The organism is Sphingobium limneticum, from assembly GCF_008710165.1.
GTDB lineage: Bacteria > Pseudomonadota > Alphaproteobacteria > Sphingomonadales > Sphingomonadaceae > Sphingobium > Sphingobium limneticum.
In genome coordinates this window covers 137367-153333 of the sequence record NZ_VYQA01000002.1, presented here as the reverse complement: position 1 = coordinate 153333, position 15967 = coordinate 137367, and the positions used below count along the sequence as shown (strand labels likewise).

At 62.9% G+C, this 15967-nt stretch carries 14 protein-coding genes; 7 read left to right on the top strand and 7 right to left on the bottom strand.

All coding sequences use genetic code 11. The features are described from left to right. Positions 1 to 97 precede the first annotated feature (97 nt). The 4 genes from eno (at position 98) to F4U95_RS02765 (ending at position 4460) form a co-directional block, all read left to right on the top strand. Positions 98 to 1372, top strand: coding sequence for a phosphopyruvate hydratase (gene eno, locus F4U95_RS02780; protein ID WP_150424495.1), 1275 nt, complete (start codon positions 98 to 100; stop codon positions 1370 to 1372). Positions 1373 to 1452: 80 nt separating this feature from the next. After that, the gene (locus tag F4U95_RS02775; protein WP_120249688.1) at positions 1453 to 1764 is read left to right on the top strand and encodes an FtsB family cell division protein; all 312 of its coding nucleotides are present in this window, start codon (positions 1453 to 1455) and stop codon (positions 1762 to 1764) included. 243 nt (positions 1765 to 2007) lie between these two features. Continuing rightward, a complete protein-coding gene (pdhA, locus tag F4U95_RS02770) occupies positions 2008 to 3087 on the top strand; it encodes a pyruvate dehydrogenase (acetyl-transferring) E1 component subunit alpha (protein ID WP_150424494.1) in 1080 nt (359 codons plus the stop codon). Next, positions 3087 to 4460, top strand: a complete 1374-nt coding sequence (locus F4U95_RS02765) for a pyruvate dehydrogenase complex E1 component subunit beta (RefSeq protein WP_120249690.1) — start codon at positions 3087 to 3089, stop codon at positions 4458 to 4460. Before pdhA ends, F4U95_RS02765 begins: the two co-directional genes overlap by 1 nt. Positions 4461 to 4534: 74 nt before the next feature. Here the strand turns inward: F4U95_RS02765 and F4U95_RS02760 are convergent, their stop codons facing one another. Genes F4U95_RS02760 through F4U95_RS02750 form a run of 3 tightly spaced genes read right to left on the bottom strand, consistent with a single transcriptional unit; the run spans position 4535 to position 7718 of the window. Then, a complete protein-coding gene (locus tag F4U95_RS02760) occupies positions 4535 to 5194 on the bottom strand; it encodes a TadE/TadG family type IV pilus assembly protein (RefSeq protein ID WP_150424493.1) in 660 nt (219 codons plus the stop codon). Then, complete coding sequence (locus tag F4U95_RS02755) at positions 5194 to 5790, bottom strand: TadE/TadG family type IV pilus assembly protein (protein WP_150424492.1); 597 nt, start codon at positions 5788 to 5790, stop codon at positions 5194 to 5196. The genes F4U95_RS02760 and F4U95_RS02755 overlap by 1 nt, the downstream gene beginning before the upstream one ends. Next, positions 5787 to 7718: a TadE/TadG family type IV pilus assembly protein gene (locus F4U95_RS02750; RefSeq protein WP_246171474.1), complete on the bottom strand. Its 1932-nt coding sequence runs from the start codon at positions 7716 to 7718 to the stop codon at positions 5787 to 5789. The genes F4U95_RS02755 and F4U95_RS02750 overlap by 4 nt, the downstream gene beginning before the upstream one ends. Before the next feature lie 177 nt (positions 7719 to 7895). Here F4U95_RS02750 and F4U95_RS02745 point away from each other — a divergent pair, with 177 nt between their 5' ends. Together F4U95_RS02745 and F4U95_RS02740 are read left to right on the top strand one after the other, a co-directional pair. Then, positions 7896 to 8558, top strand: coding sequence for a hypothetical protein (locus tag F4U95_RS02745; protein WP_211363932.1), 663 nt, complete (start codon positions 7896 to 7898; stop codon positions 8556 to 8558). Positions 8559 to 8600: 42 nt separating this feature from the next. Next, positions 8601 to 9065 carry an EF-hand domain-containing protein gene (locus F4U95_RS02740; protein ID WP_150424490.1) on the top strand — a complete coding sequence of 155 codons (465 nt, stop codon included), beginning with the start codon at positions 8601 to 8603 and terminating at the stop codon, positions 9063 to 9065. A gap of 36 nt (positions 9066 to 9101) precedes the next feature. Here the strand turns inward: F4U95_RS02740 and trmFO are convergent, their stop codons facing one another. After that, on the bottom strand, positions 9102 to 10445 hold the full coding sequence (gene trmFO / locus F4U95_RS02735) for a methylenetetrahydrofolate--tRNA-(uracil(54)-C(5))-methyltransferase (FADH(2)-oxidizing) TrmFO (protein ID WP_150424489.1): 1344 nt from the start codon (positions 10443 to 10445) through the stop codon (positions 9102 to 9104). 27 nt (positions 10446 to 10472) lie between these two features. Beyond that, positions 10473 to 11786: a dicarboxylate/amino acid:cation symporter gene (locus F4U95_RS02730; protein WP_150424488.1), complete on the bottom strand. Its 1314-nt coding sequence runs from the start codon at positions 11784 to 11786 to the stop codon at positions 10473 to 10475. A 194-nt stretch (positions 11787 to 11980) separates the two neighbouring features. Between F4U95_RS02730 and F4U95_RS02725 the strand changes: the two genes are divergently transcribed. Beyond that, positions 11981 to 13348: a M20/M25/M40 family metallo-hydrolase gene (locus F4U95_RS02725; RefSeq protein WP_150424487.1), complete on the top strand. Its 1368-nt coding sequence runs from the start codon at positions 11981 to 11983 to the stop codon at positions 13346 to 13348. Positions 13349 to 13429: 81 nt separating this feature from the next. Here F4U95_RS02725 and leuA read toward each other — a convergent pair whose 3' ends face one another. Together leuA and F4U95_RS02715 are read right to left on the bottom strand one after the other, a co-directional pair. After that, positions 13430 to 15103 carry a 2-isopropylmalate synthase gene (gene leuA, locus F4U95_RS02720; protein ID WP_150424486.1) on the bottom strand — a complete coding sequence of 558 codons (1674 nt, stop codon included), beginning with the start codon at positions 15101 to 15103 and terminating at the stop codon, positions 13430 to 13432. Between the two features lie 233 nt (positions 15104 to 15336). Then, positions 15337 to 15963 (bottom strand): YceI family protein, encoded by a 627-nt coding sequence (locus F4U95_RS02715; protein WP_150424485.1) that lies wholly within the window; start codon positions 15961 to 15963, stop codon positions 15337 to 15339. Between the last annotated feature and the right edge of the window lie 4 nt (positions 15964 to 15967).

The window sequence follows — 15967 nt, the reverse complement described above, 5'->3', positions numbered from 1 at the left end:
AACCCCCTGCATTGCCAATAAGGGAGGCGCTGGCTAAGCGGAGCGCGCATCAAGGGCCGCAATGCCCACCGCCACGACGCTAAGTGCAGGAGCGATCATGACCGCCATTCTCGATATTCACGCCCGCCAGATTCTCGACAGCCGTGGCAACCCCACCGTCGAAGTCGACGTCATGCTGGAAGATGGCAGCTTCGGCCGCGCCGCCGTGCCCTCGGGCGCGTCCACCGGCGCCTATGAAGCGGTCGAAAAGCGCGACGGCGATGCCACCAAATATCTGGGCAAGGGCGTCCTTCAGGCCGTCGCCGCCGTCAACGACGAGATCGCCGGCGAACTGATCGGCCTGGACGCCGAGGATCAGGGTGAAGTCGACGCCGCGATGATCGCGCTGGACGGCACCGAAAACAAGTCGCGCCTGGGCGCCAACGCGATCCTGGGCGTATCGCTCGCCGCCGCCAAGGCCGCTGCCGACGCGCGCGGCCTGCCGCTCTATCGCTATGTCGGCGGCGTGCAGTCGCATGTCCTGCCGGTGCCGATGATGAACATCATCAACGGCGGCGAACATGCCGACAACCCGATCGATTTCCAGGAATTCATGATCATGCCGGTCGGTGCCGAAAGCATCGCCGACGCGGTCCGCATCGGGTCGGAAATCTTCCATACCCTCAAAAAGGGCCTGCACGACAAGGGTCTGGCGACCTCGGTCGGCGATGAAGGCGGCTTTGCTCCCAATATCGCGTCGACCCGCGACGCGCTCGACTTCATCATGCTGTCGATCGAAAAGGCGGGCTACAAGCCGGGCGACGACGTCGTGCTGGCGCTGGATTGCGCCGCGACGGAGTTTTTCAAGAACGGCCGTTACGAGATTTCGGGCGAAGGCCTGTCGCTGACGCCGGTCGAAATGGCCGACTATCTGGCCGCGCTGACCGCCGACTATCCGATCAAGTCGATCGAAGACGGCATGAGCGAAGATGATTTCGAAGGCTGGAAGGCGCTGACCGACAAGATCGGGCATCAGGTACAGCTGGTCGGCGACGACCTGTTCGTCACCAATCCCGCGCGCCTGGCCATGGGCATCGGCAAGGGGCTGGCCAATTCGCTGCTGGTGAAGGTCAACCAGATCGGCACGCTGACCGAAACGCTGGCTGCCGTCGATCTGGCGCACCGTTCGCGCTACACCGCCGTCATGTCGCACCGTTCGGGCGAGACGGAGGATTCGACCATCGCCGACCTCGCCGTCGCGACCAATTGCGGGCAGATCAAGACCGGTTCGCTCGCCCGTTCGGACCGGTTGGCCAAGTATAACCAGCTGATCCGTATCGAGGAAGAATTGGGCGACATCGCCGTCTATGCCGGTCGCTCCATCTTCCGTTAAAAAAGCTAAAGAGACTCGGCCGGCCGCAAGCTAGACATTTTTCGCTTGCGGCCGGCCTTTTCCTGTGATTCTTCTGATTTATGGCGCATATCGCGAAACTTCGTCTCCTCCTGTGGTCGGCTATCGGCCCTGCGATTGCGCTGCTCCTCCTGCTGTTCTTCGCCGGCTATGTCGTGCTGGGCGCCAACGGGGTGCTGGCATGGGGCGATTATTCGCGCCAGTTGCACGTCGCGCAGGCGGAATTGAAGCAAACCCGCCATGCACAGGCCGAATTGCGCAATCGTGTCGACCTGCTCAATCCACGCCGCGTGGACCCGGATCTGAGCGACGAATTGATCCGTCGTCAGCTGGGGGTGATTCACCATGACGAAGTGGTCGTGCCGCTCAACTGACATGGGCTTTGACGTTACGGATGCGTGACGGCCGCGTAAGGATTTTGCGTACATATCCTTCCGTTGGTAATTTTGCTGCGAGCGCGTTTTGCCAGTCTGTGACTAGGCCGTTCAAAGCCATCAATTTTCGGTAATAGCTATTGGTTCTGGCCGGATTCCGGGGGTCTGCAGTTGCAATATATGCAACTCTATCGCTATATCGGACTTCCTTCCATCCTACCCCCACGCAAAAGGATAATAGCCTTGGCGAAACCAACCACGCCGCGCGCTGCAAGCGCAAAGGCAAAGGCGGCTGCACCCGCCGCTGCCGGTGCGGACCATAACCGGCCGCGCCCGGAAACGCCGACCGATTACAAGGCCAGCAAGGAAGAGCTGCTGGAATTCTACCGGCAGATGGTTCTCATCCGCCGTTTCGAGGAAAAGGCCGGCCAATTGTACGGCCTGGGCTTCATCGGCGGCTTCTGCCACCTCTATATCGGTCAGGAAGCGGTTGCCGTCGGCATCCAGTCGGCGCTCGTGCCCGGCAAGGACAGCGTCATCACCGGCTATCGCGACCATGGCCACATGCTGGCCTATGGCATCGACCCCAAGGTCATCATGGCCGAACTGACCGGCCGTGAAGCGGGTATCTCGCGCGGCAAGGGCGGTTCGATGCACATGTTCAGCGTCGAACATAAATTCTTCGGCGGCCATGGCATCGTCGGTGCGCAGGTGTCGCTGGGCGCGGGCCTGGGCTTCGCGCACAAATATAATAATGATGGCGGCGTCTGCGTCGCTTACTTCGGTGACGGCGCGGCCAACCAGGGCCAGGTCTATGAATCGTTCAACATGGCCGAGCTTTGGAAGTTGCCGATCATCTTCGTGATCGAAAACAACCAGTACGCCATGGGCACCAGCGTCAACCGCGCGTCGTCGGAAGACCAGCTCTATCGCCGTGGCGAAAGCTTCCGCATCCCCGGCATCCAGGTCGACGGCATGGACGTTCTGGCCGTGCGCGGCGCGACCGAAGAAGCGCTGAAATGGGTGCAGGAGGGCAATGGCCCGATCCTGCTGGAAATGAAGACCTACCGCTATCGCGGTCACTCCATGTCCGACCCGGCCAAATATCGTTCGCGCGAAGAAGTCCAGGCGATGCGCGACAAGTCCGACCCGATCGAGGGCGTCAAGAAGTACCTGCTCGAAGCAGGCGTCAGCGAAGACGATATCAAGCTGATCGATCAGGACATTCGCAAGGTCGTGGCGGAAGCCGCCGACTTCGCCGAAACCTCGCCCGAACCGGAGCTGGCTGAACTCTATACCGACGTGTTGGTGGAGCAATATTAATGGGTATCGAAATCAAGATGCCGGCGCTCTCGCCGACGATGGAAGAGGGCACGCTGGCCAAATGGCTGGTGAAGGAAGGCGACGAAGTGAAGTCGGGCGATATCCTGGCGGAAATCGAAACCGACAAGGCGACGATGGAATTCGAAGCCGTCGATGAAGGTCAGATCGGCAAGATCCTGATCGCCGAAGGCAGCGAAGGCGTGAAGGTCGGAACCGTGATCGCCACGATGGCGGGCGAAGGCGGCGAAGAAGCGCCTGCACCAGCGCCCAAGGCTGCCGAAGCCCCCAAGGCCGACGCAGAAGCCCCCAAGAAGGCGGAAAGCGGCACGTCCAAGCTGGCGTCGGAAGCCCGCGCGACTGTGCAGGATCCGGACCTTCCCGAAGGCACCGAGTTCGTCAAGACGACGGTCCGCGAAGCCTTGCGCGACGCGATGGCCGAAGAAATGCGCAAGGATGAGCGCGTTTTCGTGATGGGCGAAGAAGTCGCCGAATATCAGGGCGCGTACAAGGTGACGCAGGGCCTGCTCGACGAATTTGGCGACAAGCGCGTCATCGACACGCCGATCACCGAATATGGCTTTGCCGGCATCGGTGCGGGCGCGGCCATGGGCGGCCTGCGTCCGGTCATCGAGTTCATGACGTTCAACTTCGCCATGCAGGCGATCGACCACATCATCAACTCGGCGGCCAAGACCAACTACATGTCCGGCGGCCAGATGCGTTGCCCGATCGTGTTCCGTGGTCCCAACGGCGCGGCCAGCCGCGTCGGCGCGCAGCACAGCCAGAATTACGGTCCCTGGTATGCCGCCGTTCCCGGCCTGATCGTCATCGCGCCTTATGACGCGGCTGATGCGAAGGGCCTGCTGAAGGCCGCGATCCGCTCGACCGACCCGGTCGTGTTCCTGGAGAATGAACTTCTCTACGGTCGCAGCTTCGACGTGCCTAAGGTCGACGATTATGTCCTGCCGATCGGCAAGGCCCGCATCATGCGTCCGGGCAAGGACGTCACGCTGGTCAGCTACTCGATCGGCGTCGGCCTCGCGCTCGACGCGGCGGCGACGCTGGCCGAGGAAGGTATCGACGCCGAAGTGATCGATCTGCGCACGCTGCGCCCGCTCGACACCGCGACGGTGCTGGAAAGCCTGAAGAAGACCAACCGCCTGGTGGTGGTGGAAGAAGGCTGGCCGACCTGCTCGATCGCGTCGGAAATCGCCGCTGTCGTCATGGAGCAGGGCTTCGACGATCTCGACGCCCCGGTCCTGCGCGTTACGAACGAGGATGTGCCGCTGCCCTATGCCGCCAACCTCGAAAAGCTGGCGCTGATCGACGCGGCCCGCGTGGTCGCGGCGGCCAAGAAGGTCTGCTACAAGTAAGACCGACTATCGATAGAAACAGGAAAGGGCGGCTGTTTCAGCCGCCCTTTTCATATCCGGTGCTTGGTGTTTCGTCAGCAGGCGGCCGTGGCCGATGTCGCCAGACTGCCGGCGTTCTTGATCTGCTGGTCGGTCCGTTCGCGCACGTTGAAGGCGCTGGTGTAGCGGATGACCTTTGCACCAAAGATCGAATTGGTGATCAGCGGCTGATAATTATAGGCGACTTCCACGAACATCACGGCAGTGCTGCTGGCGGATTTGACCTTAGTGGCGGCGGTGGTGCCTGGCCCCATGCCGTCTTTCATGCTGCTGTTGGTCTTGCCGTCATTGGCAACGCCGTAGCTGGAGGTGAAATTGCCGGTACCCCAACAACGCTGCCAGCGAATAAACTGGCCCTCATTGGTTCCGGTAAGGCCGTTGGGTTCCAGGTCGGACAGGAAGATGCGACCGTTTGCTTTGAGCTTCAGCGAGTCGGTGGCAAGGTCGGCACCGGTCATGATCTCGTTGACGTCTGACTCGTCTATCGAGGTACGGACACGCGCGGCATTGTCGGCCACGAGCATCGCCACCTGACTGACGCGCATATGCGCCAGCGCCAGATTTGCACATTCCAGACCAGACATGCACAGCACGACCAGCACCGGCAGCGAAAAAGCGAACTCGATCAGCGCCAGACCGCGATCGTCGCGGTGCAGGCGGCGCAGCCGGGTGCAAAAAGCGTGAAGGCGAGTCATCAATTGCACCTGATCGTCGGTGTGCCCTGATTGGCCCAGGGCTGGTTGCGGACCATGGTGGAAGCGGTGGCGGACTGGGTCGCGCTCCAGCCCAGCATCTTGGCGAGCGGGAAGAGGCGCGGCATGGATATCGTCACTTCATAATAGACGATATCGTCCGCACCGCCCAGACCACTGGCGCCGCTATTGGTGTCATAGCTGCCATTCCCATTGGCATCCTCATAGCAGTCGCCGCTATTATAGGTGCCCAGCGGTGCGGTGTCGGTGGTGATCTTCTCCGGCTTGCCGACGCGGGAAAAATTATAATAGCTTTTCTTGGTGGTCGATGTGGTGCCGTTCTTGGAATTGATCGCCGCCATCTGCGCCTCGATATAGGTGTCGATATCCGCACTGTTCAGCGTGCCGACCGAGGCGGATCGCGCCGCCTTTTCCAGCACGCCGCGCGTCACGGCGCGCAGATAGGATTGATAGCCCAGATCGCCGATCGCCATGATCGTCAGGATCAGCGGCCCGGCGACCAGACCGAATTCCAGCAGCGTCGCGCCGCGCATATGATCGCGCAGCCGGGCCAGGAAGCGGGCAGTGCGGCCGATCATTGCGACAGCCTCAACCCGCCGATATTCTTGGCGATATCCTTGAACTTCTGGCGCAGGGTCGACGGCTTGTAGGCCATGAACCAGTGGTTGCTGCTGTTGGCGCAGGATTGCAATTCGGTGTCGAGCATCGCGGAGTCGAGCGTGCCGAGGGGGGGCTGATCCTTGAAGCCGACGACCCAGATGGTGATGCCTTTGCCCTTGATGGCGTTGCACATCATTTCGAGCCGTCGCTTGTGGATGGCTTTCAGCCTGTCATTGTCCGTGCTCGTAGGCGCGACTCTTCCATCGAGTTTCTGGTAGCCATAAGAGCCATAGACCGCGTCATAGGCGGTCAAGTCTCCGTCGGTCATGAAGATGATATGACGCGAAATGTTGAAACCATTGGGCGCGCTGGCATTTTCGCTGGCGAAGATGCCCGTGGGTGACAGGAAGCGGGCGCCCCACATCATGCCGATGTCGTGATAGGTGCCGCCGATTGCGATCAGACTGTCGATATAGGCGTCGAAGCTGCTGGACATGCCGGCAGGTGTGGCCGACCGGCTGGAATAGCTGGCCAGCTTGCGCGCTTTGCTGGGGCAGGCGTTCCAACCGCCGGTGCCGGAACGGTAATCCGGATAGACATTGTCGTTCAGCCAACGGCCACTGCGATCAAATTCAACTTCGGGCCAATGTGGCCTCCATTTGGTAGCCGTGTTGGTCGGTATCGTATCGATCTGCAAATCGTAGGCGCCCGATGGAATGGACGAAGTTGATGTGGTCGCCGTGATGCTGCTGTCGGTGTCGCGTTCCTCAATGCAACCGGACCAAGTGGAACTGGTACCGTCAGTAAAGGCGGGATTGGTGGTTGAAGCGCCGGTTATGTAGGTGGAGACATCTGTGGGGAAATCATCGTAAGCCCACTCATTCAGTGACGTATTGCCGGCGCCGCCGGTAACGTTGGTGGTGTGCGTGGTCGACACCTCTTGGCGGACGCATTTCTGGTTGCCACTGCCTGATGTCGGGAAGGGGTTGGTCCCGTTCCAGCTATAGGCCGAATAGACGATCTTGGTCACCGTACCGGGGTAGTCGCCGTTAATGGACGTGGTCGCATTACCCCAGGTCTGGCAGCTCGAACGCGACACGCTGCTCGAATCGCTCTGAGCAGTAGCAGCGGTGCTGCGGCATGAGTTGGACCCGGTGGCCTTATAGCCCCGGTAGCAAGTGCTGGTCGTCGATGGCGTATCATTATAATAAGTCATGCGCCGGGTATTATAAATCCAGGTTTCCCCAGAAGACCCACCGACCATGTAGCTGGCTGGCAGCGAATAGCCGACATTCACCGCCGAACTATAAGGCACGAAGCCGTAGCGGATGCGGCCGGTCGTATCGGAACCTGCGCCCAGCGTGTCGTAGAAATCCTTCACCGCCAGCTTCAGCGCGGCGAGGCGCGTCATGGTGGTGCCGTCGGTGTCGGTCATGTTGCTGGACATGGAACCGGTCGTGTCGAGCACCAGCATGACGTCGGTATTGCCGATGTCGAAACGGCTTTCGCAGGTCACGCTGAGCGGCAGCGTGGTATAGCCGAAAATCTTCATCAATGTGGTGGGCATGGTCGATTCTGCTGTGACCTGCACCGTGGTCGTCTCGCCGGGCTTGCTCTGGATGACCGGGGTGAAGGTCGCGGTCTGGAACGTGTTCTGCGGGAAGTTGAAGTCGAAGAATTTCTTCGCTTCATCCTTGTCGGACTGGCTCATGGACGATCCGGTCATGGCGCGTCGGCCGGCCAGCGCGGCGGCGTCGCAGGCCTGCTGCATGCGGGCGCGGGCCATATAGGCGCGGCTCATGTCCAGGCCGCCGCCGATCAGCGCGGCCAGCGGAATGATCGCCGCGGCGACCATTGCCATGACGTTCCCCGACTGGTTGCCTGCCAACCGCCGCAGAAAACCCATAGGATGCTCGTTTGTCTTGCCCATTTGCCTGCAATCACCCATGTCGCGCCCGATACCCCCCGATAATGGGCAGGGCAGCCTGTCCGCCTATGCAGGCGCACTCGTTAGAATGTGTATGAGGAAGATGGTTAAAGGACCGATAACGCGAGAATTCGGCTGTATCGCAGGAGTCGCGCAATGAGCCTGGGCGATGATGCGGTGCCGCCGCTGGCGATGCTGCTGAGCGCGCATGCGGCCGCCGGGCAGGTGGACCGGCACCGGGCGCTGTGGGCGTTCGACGCGCGGCTGGCCAAGGTGGCGCGGACCACCAGCGAAGCGATGATCGGGCAGATGCGCCTAGCCTGGTGGAATGACGTCATCGACGATGGCACGGGCATGAAGGGGACGGGCGAGCCTGTGGTCGATGCGATGCGGGCGAGCGGGGCGATGGACGCGCCGGCCCTGTCGGCGGTGATCGACGGGTGGGAGGTTCTGGTGGTCGAGCCGGAAATCGACCTGATTGGCCTGCGCGACTATGCCGCCGGGCGTGGCGGTGGATTGTTCCGGGCGCTGGCTGATGTGGCGGAGGCGCCGGATTGGCTGGAGGCGGCGGGACGGGTCTGGGCGCTCTGGGATCTGGCTGGGCATGTCGGCGACGCGGCTTTGGGCAAGGCGGCGCTGGAATTGGCGCAGGAATTGCTGCCGCAGGTCGATGGCGCGCGCTGGACGCGGGGCTGGAAGCCGCTGCGCATCGCCTTCACCCTGGCGCGGCAGGATGTGCTGGAGGGTCGCGGGGCATCGACCGGGATATCGCGGGCGCTGGCGTGGCGGTTGCTGCGAATAGCGCTTGTGGGGCGCTAGGCGGTCGGGATAGGCTGCCCCAACGCATCGAAGGGGGCAGGCATGGGGCGATTGCTGGCGGGCGGCATGGCGGCGCTGTTGCTGGTCGCGGGCGGATTATTCTGGTGGCAGGGGCGGGCGGACAATGTGCCGGTGCCCCAACTGGCCGTCGCACCGCCGCCGCCGCCCGAAGTGGAGAGCCTGCCCGAGGGCGATCCCGATGCCGTGGGAGATGCGCCGCCCATGCCGGGCGAGGCCAGTCCGCAAAGCCGGGAGCAGAAGCGCTTCGCCCGTTACGATCGCAACCGCGACGGCGTCATCACCCGGATCGAGATGTTGGGCAGCCGGACCAAGGCTTTCAAGGCGCTCGACAAGGATGGCGACAATCTGCTGTCGTTCGAGGAATGGGCGGTGGCGACATCGGACCGGTTCGGCGCGGCGGATGCCGACAAGGACGGCAAGCTGACCCCCGCCGAGTTCGCCGCGACCGCGCCCAAGCGGGCGGTGAAGGCGAAGTGCAAATGCTGAAATTCTGGACCCCGGCCTTCGCCGGGGAACAGGGGGTCAGGCGATCTCCATGTCCCCCATCCACACGCCGAAGGAGGCGCGGGCGCGGGCGGTATAGGCTTCCTTGCGGCTCTTCTTCTTCACGTCCGCCAGCGTCGGAAACAGGCCGAAATTAACGTTCATCGGCTGATAGTCCGCGGTTTCGACATTGCCCGTCACATGGCCGAGCAGCGCGCCGAGCGCCGTGTCGGCCGGGGGTGGGGTCAGTTCGCGGCCCAGCAGTTCGGCGGCGGCGAAACGCCCGGCGATCAGGCCGATCGCGGCGCTCTCCACATAGCCTTCGCACCCCGTCATCTGCCCGGCGAAGCGGATATGCGGCGCACTTTTCAGGCGCAATGTCGGGTCGAGCAGCTTGGGCGACTGGATGAAAGTATTGCGATGCAGCCCGCCCAGCCGCGCAAATTCGGCGTTCTGCAAACCCGGGATAGTGCGGAAAAGCGCGACCTGCGCGCCATGCTTCAGCTTGGTCTGGAAACCGACCATGTTCCACAATGTGCCGCTGGCATTATCCTGCCGCAACTGCACAACCGCATAGGGCCAACGGCCGGTGCGCGGATTGTCCAGGCCCATCGGCTTCATCGGCCCATGGCGCAGCGTTTCCGGCCCGCGTGACGCCATGACCTCGATCGGCATGCAACCTTCGAAATAAGGAGTGTTGCTCTCCCATTCCTTGAACTCGGTCTTTTCGCCGTCCAGCAATCCCTGGACGAAGGCCTGATATTGGTCCTTGTCCATCGGGCAGTTGATATAATCCTTGCCCTCGCCACCGCCGGGACCGATCTTGTCCCAGCGATTGGCCATCCAGCATTGATCCATATCGATGCTGTCATGATGGATGACGGGTGCGATCGCGTCGAAGAAAGCCAGATGCTCCATGCCTGCCGCCTGGCCGATGCTCTGCGCCAGGCCGGGCGCGGTGAGCGGGCCGGTAGCGATGATGGTCATGCCCTCGGTCGGCACCATGTCGATCCGCTCGCGCACGATTTCCACATTGGGATGATCGGTCAGCGCGCGGGTGACGGCGTCGGAAAAGACATGGCGATCGACCGCCAGAGCGGAGCCGGCGGGCACCTTGGCCGGTTCGGCACTCGCCATGATCAGCGATCCCAGCCGGCGCATTTCCTGATGCAGCAGGCCCACGGCATTCTTGTCCGCATCGTCGGACCGGAAGCTGTTGGAGCAGACCAGCTCTGCAAGGCCGTCCGTCTGATGTGCGGGCGTCGTATCTCCGCTACCGCGCATTTCGGACAGGCGAACCTTGATGCCTGCCTGCGCCAATTGCCATGCCGCTTCGGTACCGGCCATGCCGCCGCCGATGATGTGAACCTGATGCTGTGTCATGGGGCCGTCCATGGTCCCACGCGGGCGTCAGGTCAACGCTTGTTCGCCGGTCGGATCGGCGGCGCCATAATAGGCCGCCTCGTCCAATATCCCCTCGCGCTTGGCGACGATGACGCCGACCAGCACCTGCCCCGCGACGTTGACCGCCGTGCGGCCCATGTCGAGGATCGGGTCGATGGCGAGCAGCAGGCCCACGCCCTCCAGCGGCAGGCCGAGCGTCGAGAGGGTCAGCGTCAGCATCACGATCGCGCCGGTCAGGCCCGCCGTCGCGGCCGAACCGATGACGGATACGAACACGATCAGCGCATAGTCGATGAAGTGGAGCGGGATGCCGTAGAAGCCCGCGACGAAGATCGCCGCCAGCGCGGGATAGATGGACGCGCAGCCATCCATCTTGGTGGTCGATGCCAGCGGGATGGCGAAGGCGGCATAGCCCTTGTCGACGCCCAGCCGCTCGGTCACGGCTTCGGTGACGGGCAGGGTGCCGACCGAGGAGCGCGAGACGAAGGCCAGTTGGATCGCCGGCCATGCCTTCGCGAAGAAGGGGCCGGGTTTCAGGCCATTGGCGATCAGCAGCAGCGGATAGACGACCAGCAGCACCAGCGCGAGGCCGAGATAGATGGCGGCGGTGAAGGTGCCGAGTTGCGCCAGTGCGCTCCAGCCATAGGTGGCGATGGCGGTGCCGATCAGGGCGGCCGATCCGATCGGCGTCAGGCGGATGACCCAGCCCAGTATCGCGCGCACCACGGCCAGCAGCGAGCGGACGAAGCCGAGAAAGGCATCGGCCTTTTCCCCGACCTTCAAGGTGGCGAGGCCGACCGCGATCGAGATGACGAGCAATTGCAGGATGTTGAAGCTGATGCTGGTGGATGCGCCGCCGTCGCTGATCTTGGTGCCGGCCGACAGCGCCAGGCTGTTGCCGGGGACCAGGCCCTTCAGGAAATCGAGCCAGCCGCCCATGCTGTCACTCTTGCCCATGGCCAAAGCCGTGCCTTGCAGGCCAGTGCCCGGCTGGACGATGACGCCTATGGTGATGCCGATGGCGACCGCGATCAGGGCGGTGATGGCGAACCAGAGCAAGGTCTGCCCGGCAAGGCGCGCCGCATTGTCCAGCGCCCGCAGATTGGCGATCGACGCGACGATGGCGGCGAAGACCAGAGGCGGCACGATCGCTTTCAGCAGGGATACGAAGATCGATCCCACCGTCTTGAGCGCGGTCGCCATCCAGTTGAGGTCGCCATCCGGCCCCGCGCCGATCTGACGCGCGACCAGGCCCAGCAACAGGCCCACGACCATGCCGGCCAGCACCTGAAATCCGAAACTGCGATAGTTGATGGCCATGGGTATCGTTCCTGTGGGCGTTTCGACGCGCAATATGGGAATCGGCGACCCGATTGCGCGCAAGCAATTCTTTCAGGGGGATGCAACGCAGATAAGGTGGTCCTCTTTCCGCATGCACGTCAGGTCAAACGCATTGGCCCGGCCGATCCGCTATGCCAGATATGACGGATCAATCCATCCGGGAGTTTCAATATATGATGATGCGGGGCGCGATAATGGGGGTGGCGTTGCTGGCGGTGCCGCAAGCGGTGCAGGCGGCGGCCGATGCGGGCGCGGCTAAGGATATCCTCATGCGCTCCGTGGCGATCAAGACGGTACAGGGTGAGGGGCAGGTGCCCAAGCTGGCGGCCTATTATGCCGGCGTGCTGAAAAAGGCGGGCTTTGCCGACGCGGATATCGTCATCACGCCGATCGGCGAAACGGCCACCCTCGCCGCGACGATCAGGGGCAGCGATCCCAAGCTGAAAGCGCTGGGCCTGATCGGCCATATGGATGTGGTCGCGGCCGACCGGGCGGACTGGACCCGCGATCCCTTCGTGCCGGTGGAGGAGAATGGCTATATTTTCGGGCGCGGGTCGGAGGATAATAAATATGATGTCGCGATGATGGTCGCGACCCTGGCGCAGCTGAAGAAGGAAGGCTGGAAGCCGCGCCGGTCTGTGACCCTGCTTCTGTCGGGGGACGAGGAAACCGACATGGTGACGACCAAGGCATTGTCGCAGCAATATAAGGATCTGGAGCTGCTGCTGAACGGCGATGGCGGCGGCGGGCTGCTGAACGACGAAGGCAAGCCGGTGCTGTACCAATTGCAGGCGGGCGAGAAGAGCTATGCCGATTTTGAATTCGCCTTCACCGATGCGGGCGGTCATTCGAGCGCGCCGACGCCGGGCAATCCTATCTATCGCATGGCCAGGGCGATCAACGCGATCGCGGCGTACAAGTTTCCGCCGATGCGCAACGAACTGACCAAGGCGTCGCTGGCGCTGTCCGCCGACCGGATCGGTGGCGAGGTGGGGCAGGCGATGAAGCGCTATGCGCAGAGCGGCGATGCGGCGGCGGCGGACCTGCTGTCGACCCGCCCGGAATTTATCGGGCAGGTGCGCACCACCTGCGTCGCGACCATGGCGCAGGCGGGGCATGCGCTCAATGCCCTGCCGCAAAGCGCGAAGGTCAGTGTCAATTGCCGAATCTTCCCCGGCGTCAGGATTGAGGATGTGAAGGCGCAACTGGTGAAGGTGGTGAATGACGCCAGCGCCACGGTGAAGACGCTGGGCGATCCATTGGCGAGCGATGCCTCGCCCCTGCGCGGGGATGTGATACGGGCGGTGCGCGGCGCCGTGCTGGCCCGGTCGCCGGGCATCGCGGTGATGCCGGGCATGTCGGCGGGTGCCACCGACAGCCTCTATTTCCGTGCTTTGGGCGTACCCAGCTATGGCGTGTCCAGCCTATTCATGAAGGCGGAGGACGGTTTCGCTCACGGCTTGAACGAGCGGGTGCCGGTGGCCGGCATCCCGGAATCGCTGGAGCAGTGGGACCGGGTGGTGCGCGCTTTGGCGAAGTAGCGCAGTCTGTTCCCCGGCGCAGGCCGGGGTCCAGATTCACGCACAGAACTGGACCCCGGCCTGCGCCGGGGAACAGCCAATTTAACCCCGCACCGCAATCCCGTTGGCGGCCGACAGCACGGCCTTGACCGAAGCGGTCGCGACGTCGCTGTCGGTGCCGACGCCGAACACCGTCCGGCCATCGGGGGTGCGGCATTCGACATAGGCGGCGGCGTTCACGTCGCTGCCTGCGCCGATCGCATGTTCGCTATAGTCGGCGATTTCCAGTTGTACGCCAAATTCGTCGCGCAGCGCGGCCAGCACCGAGGACAGCAGGCCGTTGCCGCGCCCGGAAATGGAGCGCTCTACGCCTTCATGCGCAATCTTGCCGGTGAAGATGCGGTCGCCCGCCGTGCCGCTCTCATGATAATCGATCAGGCTGTAGGCCTGATCGCCGGTCAGGCAATAATGCGTCTCGAACGCGTCGCCGATATCGGCGGCGTTGAGTTCGCGGCTGGACTGGTCGGCCAGGCCCTGCACAACCTTGGAGAAATCGGCCTGCATCTTCTTGGGCAGCTTATAGCCCTTGTCCTGTTGCAGCACCCAGGCGACGCCGCCCTTGCCCGACTGCGAATTGACGCGGATTACCGCTTCATAATCGCGGCCCAGATCCTTGGGGTCGATCGGCAGATAGGGGACGTTCCAGAACAGATCGTTGCGCGCGTCCTGCGCGGCGAAGCCCTTCTTGATCGCATCCTGATGGCTGCCGGAGAAAGCGGTGAACACCAGTTCGCCGGCATAGGGATGGCGCGGGTGGACGGGCAGCTGGTTGCAATATTCGACGGTCTGGATGACTTCGTCGATGTCGCTGAAGTCCAGTTCCGGATTGATCCCCTGCGTGTACATATTCAGCGCGACCGTCACCAGATCGCAATTGCCGGTGCGTTCGCCATTGCCGAACAGGCAGCCTTCGACGCGGTCGGCGCCGGCCATGATACCCAGTTCAGCGGCAGCGACCCCGGTGCCCCGGTCATTATGGGTGTGCAGCGAGATCACGACGCTGTCGCGGCGCGAGATATTGCGGCAGATCCATTCGATCTGATCGGCATAGATGTTGGGCGTGGCGCACTCGACGGTGGCGGGCAGGTTCAGGATCAGCGGGCGTTCGGGCGTCGGCTGGAGAATTTCCATCACCGCTTCACAGCATTCCAGGCTGAAATCCAGCTCGGCGGTGGAGAAGGTTTCGGGCGAATATTCGAAATGCCAGTCAGTGTCGGGCTGCTTGGCAGCATTGTCGCGCAGCAGCTTGGCGGCGTGGATCGCGATGTCGCGGATCTGCGGCCGCTCCATCTGGAACACGATGTTCCGCCAGGCGGGCGAGATCGCGTTATAGACATGGACGATCGCCTGTTTCGCGCCGCGCAGGCTTTCGAAGGTCGTGGCGATCAGGTCTTCGCGCGCCTGCGTCAGCACCTGAGGCATCACATCGTCGAGGATCGCGCCGGTCTTCACCAGCCCGGAAATGAAATCGAACTCGGTTGCGCCGGCGGCCGGAAAGCCGACCTCGATCTCCTTGACGCCAACCTTGAGCAGCAGGTCGAAGAAGCGGCGCTTCTTTTCCGCGTTCATCGGGTCGATCAGCGACTGGTTGCCGTCGCGCATGTCGGTGGACAGCCAGCGGGGCGCCTTGGTGATGACGTTCGACGGCCATTGCCGGTTGGGCAGGTCCACCTGCGGGAAGGCGCGGTATTTTTGTGCGGGATCGGTCAGCATCATGGGATCAAACTACTTCCTGACACGGAGCGCGCATAAGGGCGCTTCCGGGGTACGACTTGACTGTGATGAATGCCCTTAGGCGGATCGACGCTGCCCTTAGCCGGAAGGCAGCACAAAAGCCACGCCTAAGGGCGTGTAAGTCGTAGCAGGGTAAGAAGCGAGACGCGCTGCATGATGCCGCCCCTTAACCCTTTTCGGGGGCGGGGGTAAAGATATTTCTGTCGTAGAGGCGTTCAGCCGCGACGGAATATTGCGTCGATGGTCAGGTCCACATGGTCGGATACGAAGGGGCGGCCGAAACCCATGCCATAATGGCTGCGCTCCACCGTCATGGTGCCGGTGAAATGCAGGACGGACAGGCCCGGTGCTTCGTCCGGGGTCGTGCCGACCAGCCGCACGGACAGCGTGACCGGGCGGGTCTGCCCATGCATGGTGAGTTCGCCCGCGACCGGGGTCGGGGCATCGCCGCCGACCAATGGCGCATCCTTCGCGGTGAAGCGGATGGTGGGATATTGGCCCATGTCGAAGAAGCTGTCGCCCTTCAGCATCGCATCGGTGGACGCGTCGCTTGTGGTCAGTTTTTCGACCGGGAAGCGGATGTCCACGGTGGCGCGATCGGGCCGGGCGGCGTCGATGACGACGCTGCCTTCGGGCGCTAGGAAGTCGCCCTCATAACCGCCGACCAGCGCCTTTACATGGAAATGCACCTTGGTCGCTTCGCTATCGACCGCATAGCGACCGGGCGCATAGAGCGCCGCCCGCACCATGGGCGCGGGCGGCGGTATGACGGGTGGCGCAGCGGTAGCCGGCACGAGCGCGACCATGCTGGAAAGCAGAGCGAGCCGTGCCGGCAGGCGCATCGCC

Excerpts from the sequence above, each read along its gene's own strand:
- leuA (WP_150424486.1), bottom strand. The coding sequence starts at position 15,103 with ATGATGCTGACCGATCCCGCACAAAAATACCGCGCCTTCCCGCAGGTG.
- F4U95_RS02745 (WP_211363932.1), top strand. The coding sequence starts at position 7,896 with ATGAGCCTGGGCGATGATGCGGTGCCGCCGCTGGCGATGCTGCTGAGC.
- F4U95_RS02775 (WP_120249688.1), top strand. The coding sequence starts at position 1,453 with ATGGCGCATATCGCGAAACTTCGTCTCCTCCTGTGGTCGGCTATCGGC.
- F4U95_RS02755 (WP_150424492.1), bottom strand. The coding sequence starts at position 5,790 with ATGATCGGCCGCACTGCCCGCTTCCTGGCCCGGCTGCGCGATCATATG.
- F4U95_RS02765 (WP_120249690.1), top strand. The coding sequence starts at position 3,087 with ATGGGTATCGAAATCAAGATGCCGGCGCTCTCGCCGACGATGGAAGAG.
- F4U95_RS02730 (WP_150424488.1), bottom strand. The coding sequence starts at position 11,786 with ATGGCCATCAACTATCGCAGTTTCGGATTTCAGGTGCTGGCCGGCATG.
- F4U95_RS02715 (WP_150424485.1), bottom strand. The coding sequence starts at position 15,963 with ATGCGCCTGCCGGCACGGCTCGCTCTGCTTTCCAGCATGGTCGCGCTC.
- eno (WP_150424495.1), top strand. The coding sequence starts at position 98 with ATGACCGCCATTCTCGATATTCACGCCCGCCAGATTCTCGACAGCCGT.
- F4U95_RS02725 (WP_150424487.1), top strand. The coding sequence starts at position 11,981 with ATGATGATGCGGGGCGCGATAATGGGGGTGGCGTTGCTGGCGGTGCCG.
- trmFO (WP_150424489.1), bottom strand. The coding sequence starts at position 10,445 with ATGACACAGCATCAGGTTCACATCATCGGCGGCGGCATGGCCGGTACC.
- F4U95_RS02750 (WP_246171474.1), bottom strand. The coding sequence starts at position 7,718 with ATGGGTTTTCTGCGGCGGTTGGCAGGCAACCAGTCGGGGAACGTCATG.
- F4U95_RS02740 (WP_150424490.1), top strand. The coding sequence starts at position 8,601 with ATGGGGCGATTGCTGGCGGGCGGCATGGCGGCGCTGTTGCTGGTCGCG.
- F4U95_RS02760 (WP_150424493.1), bottom strand. The coding sequence starts at position 5,194 with ATGACTCGCCTTCACGCTTTTTGCACCCGGCTGCGCCGCCTGCACCGC.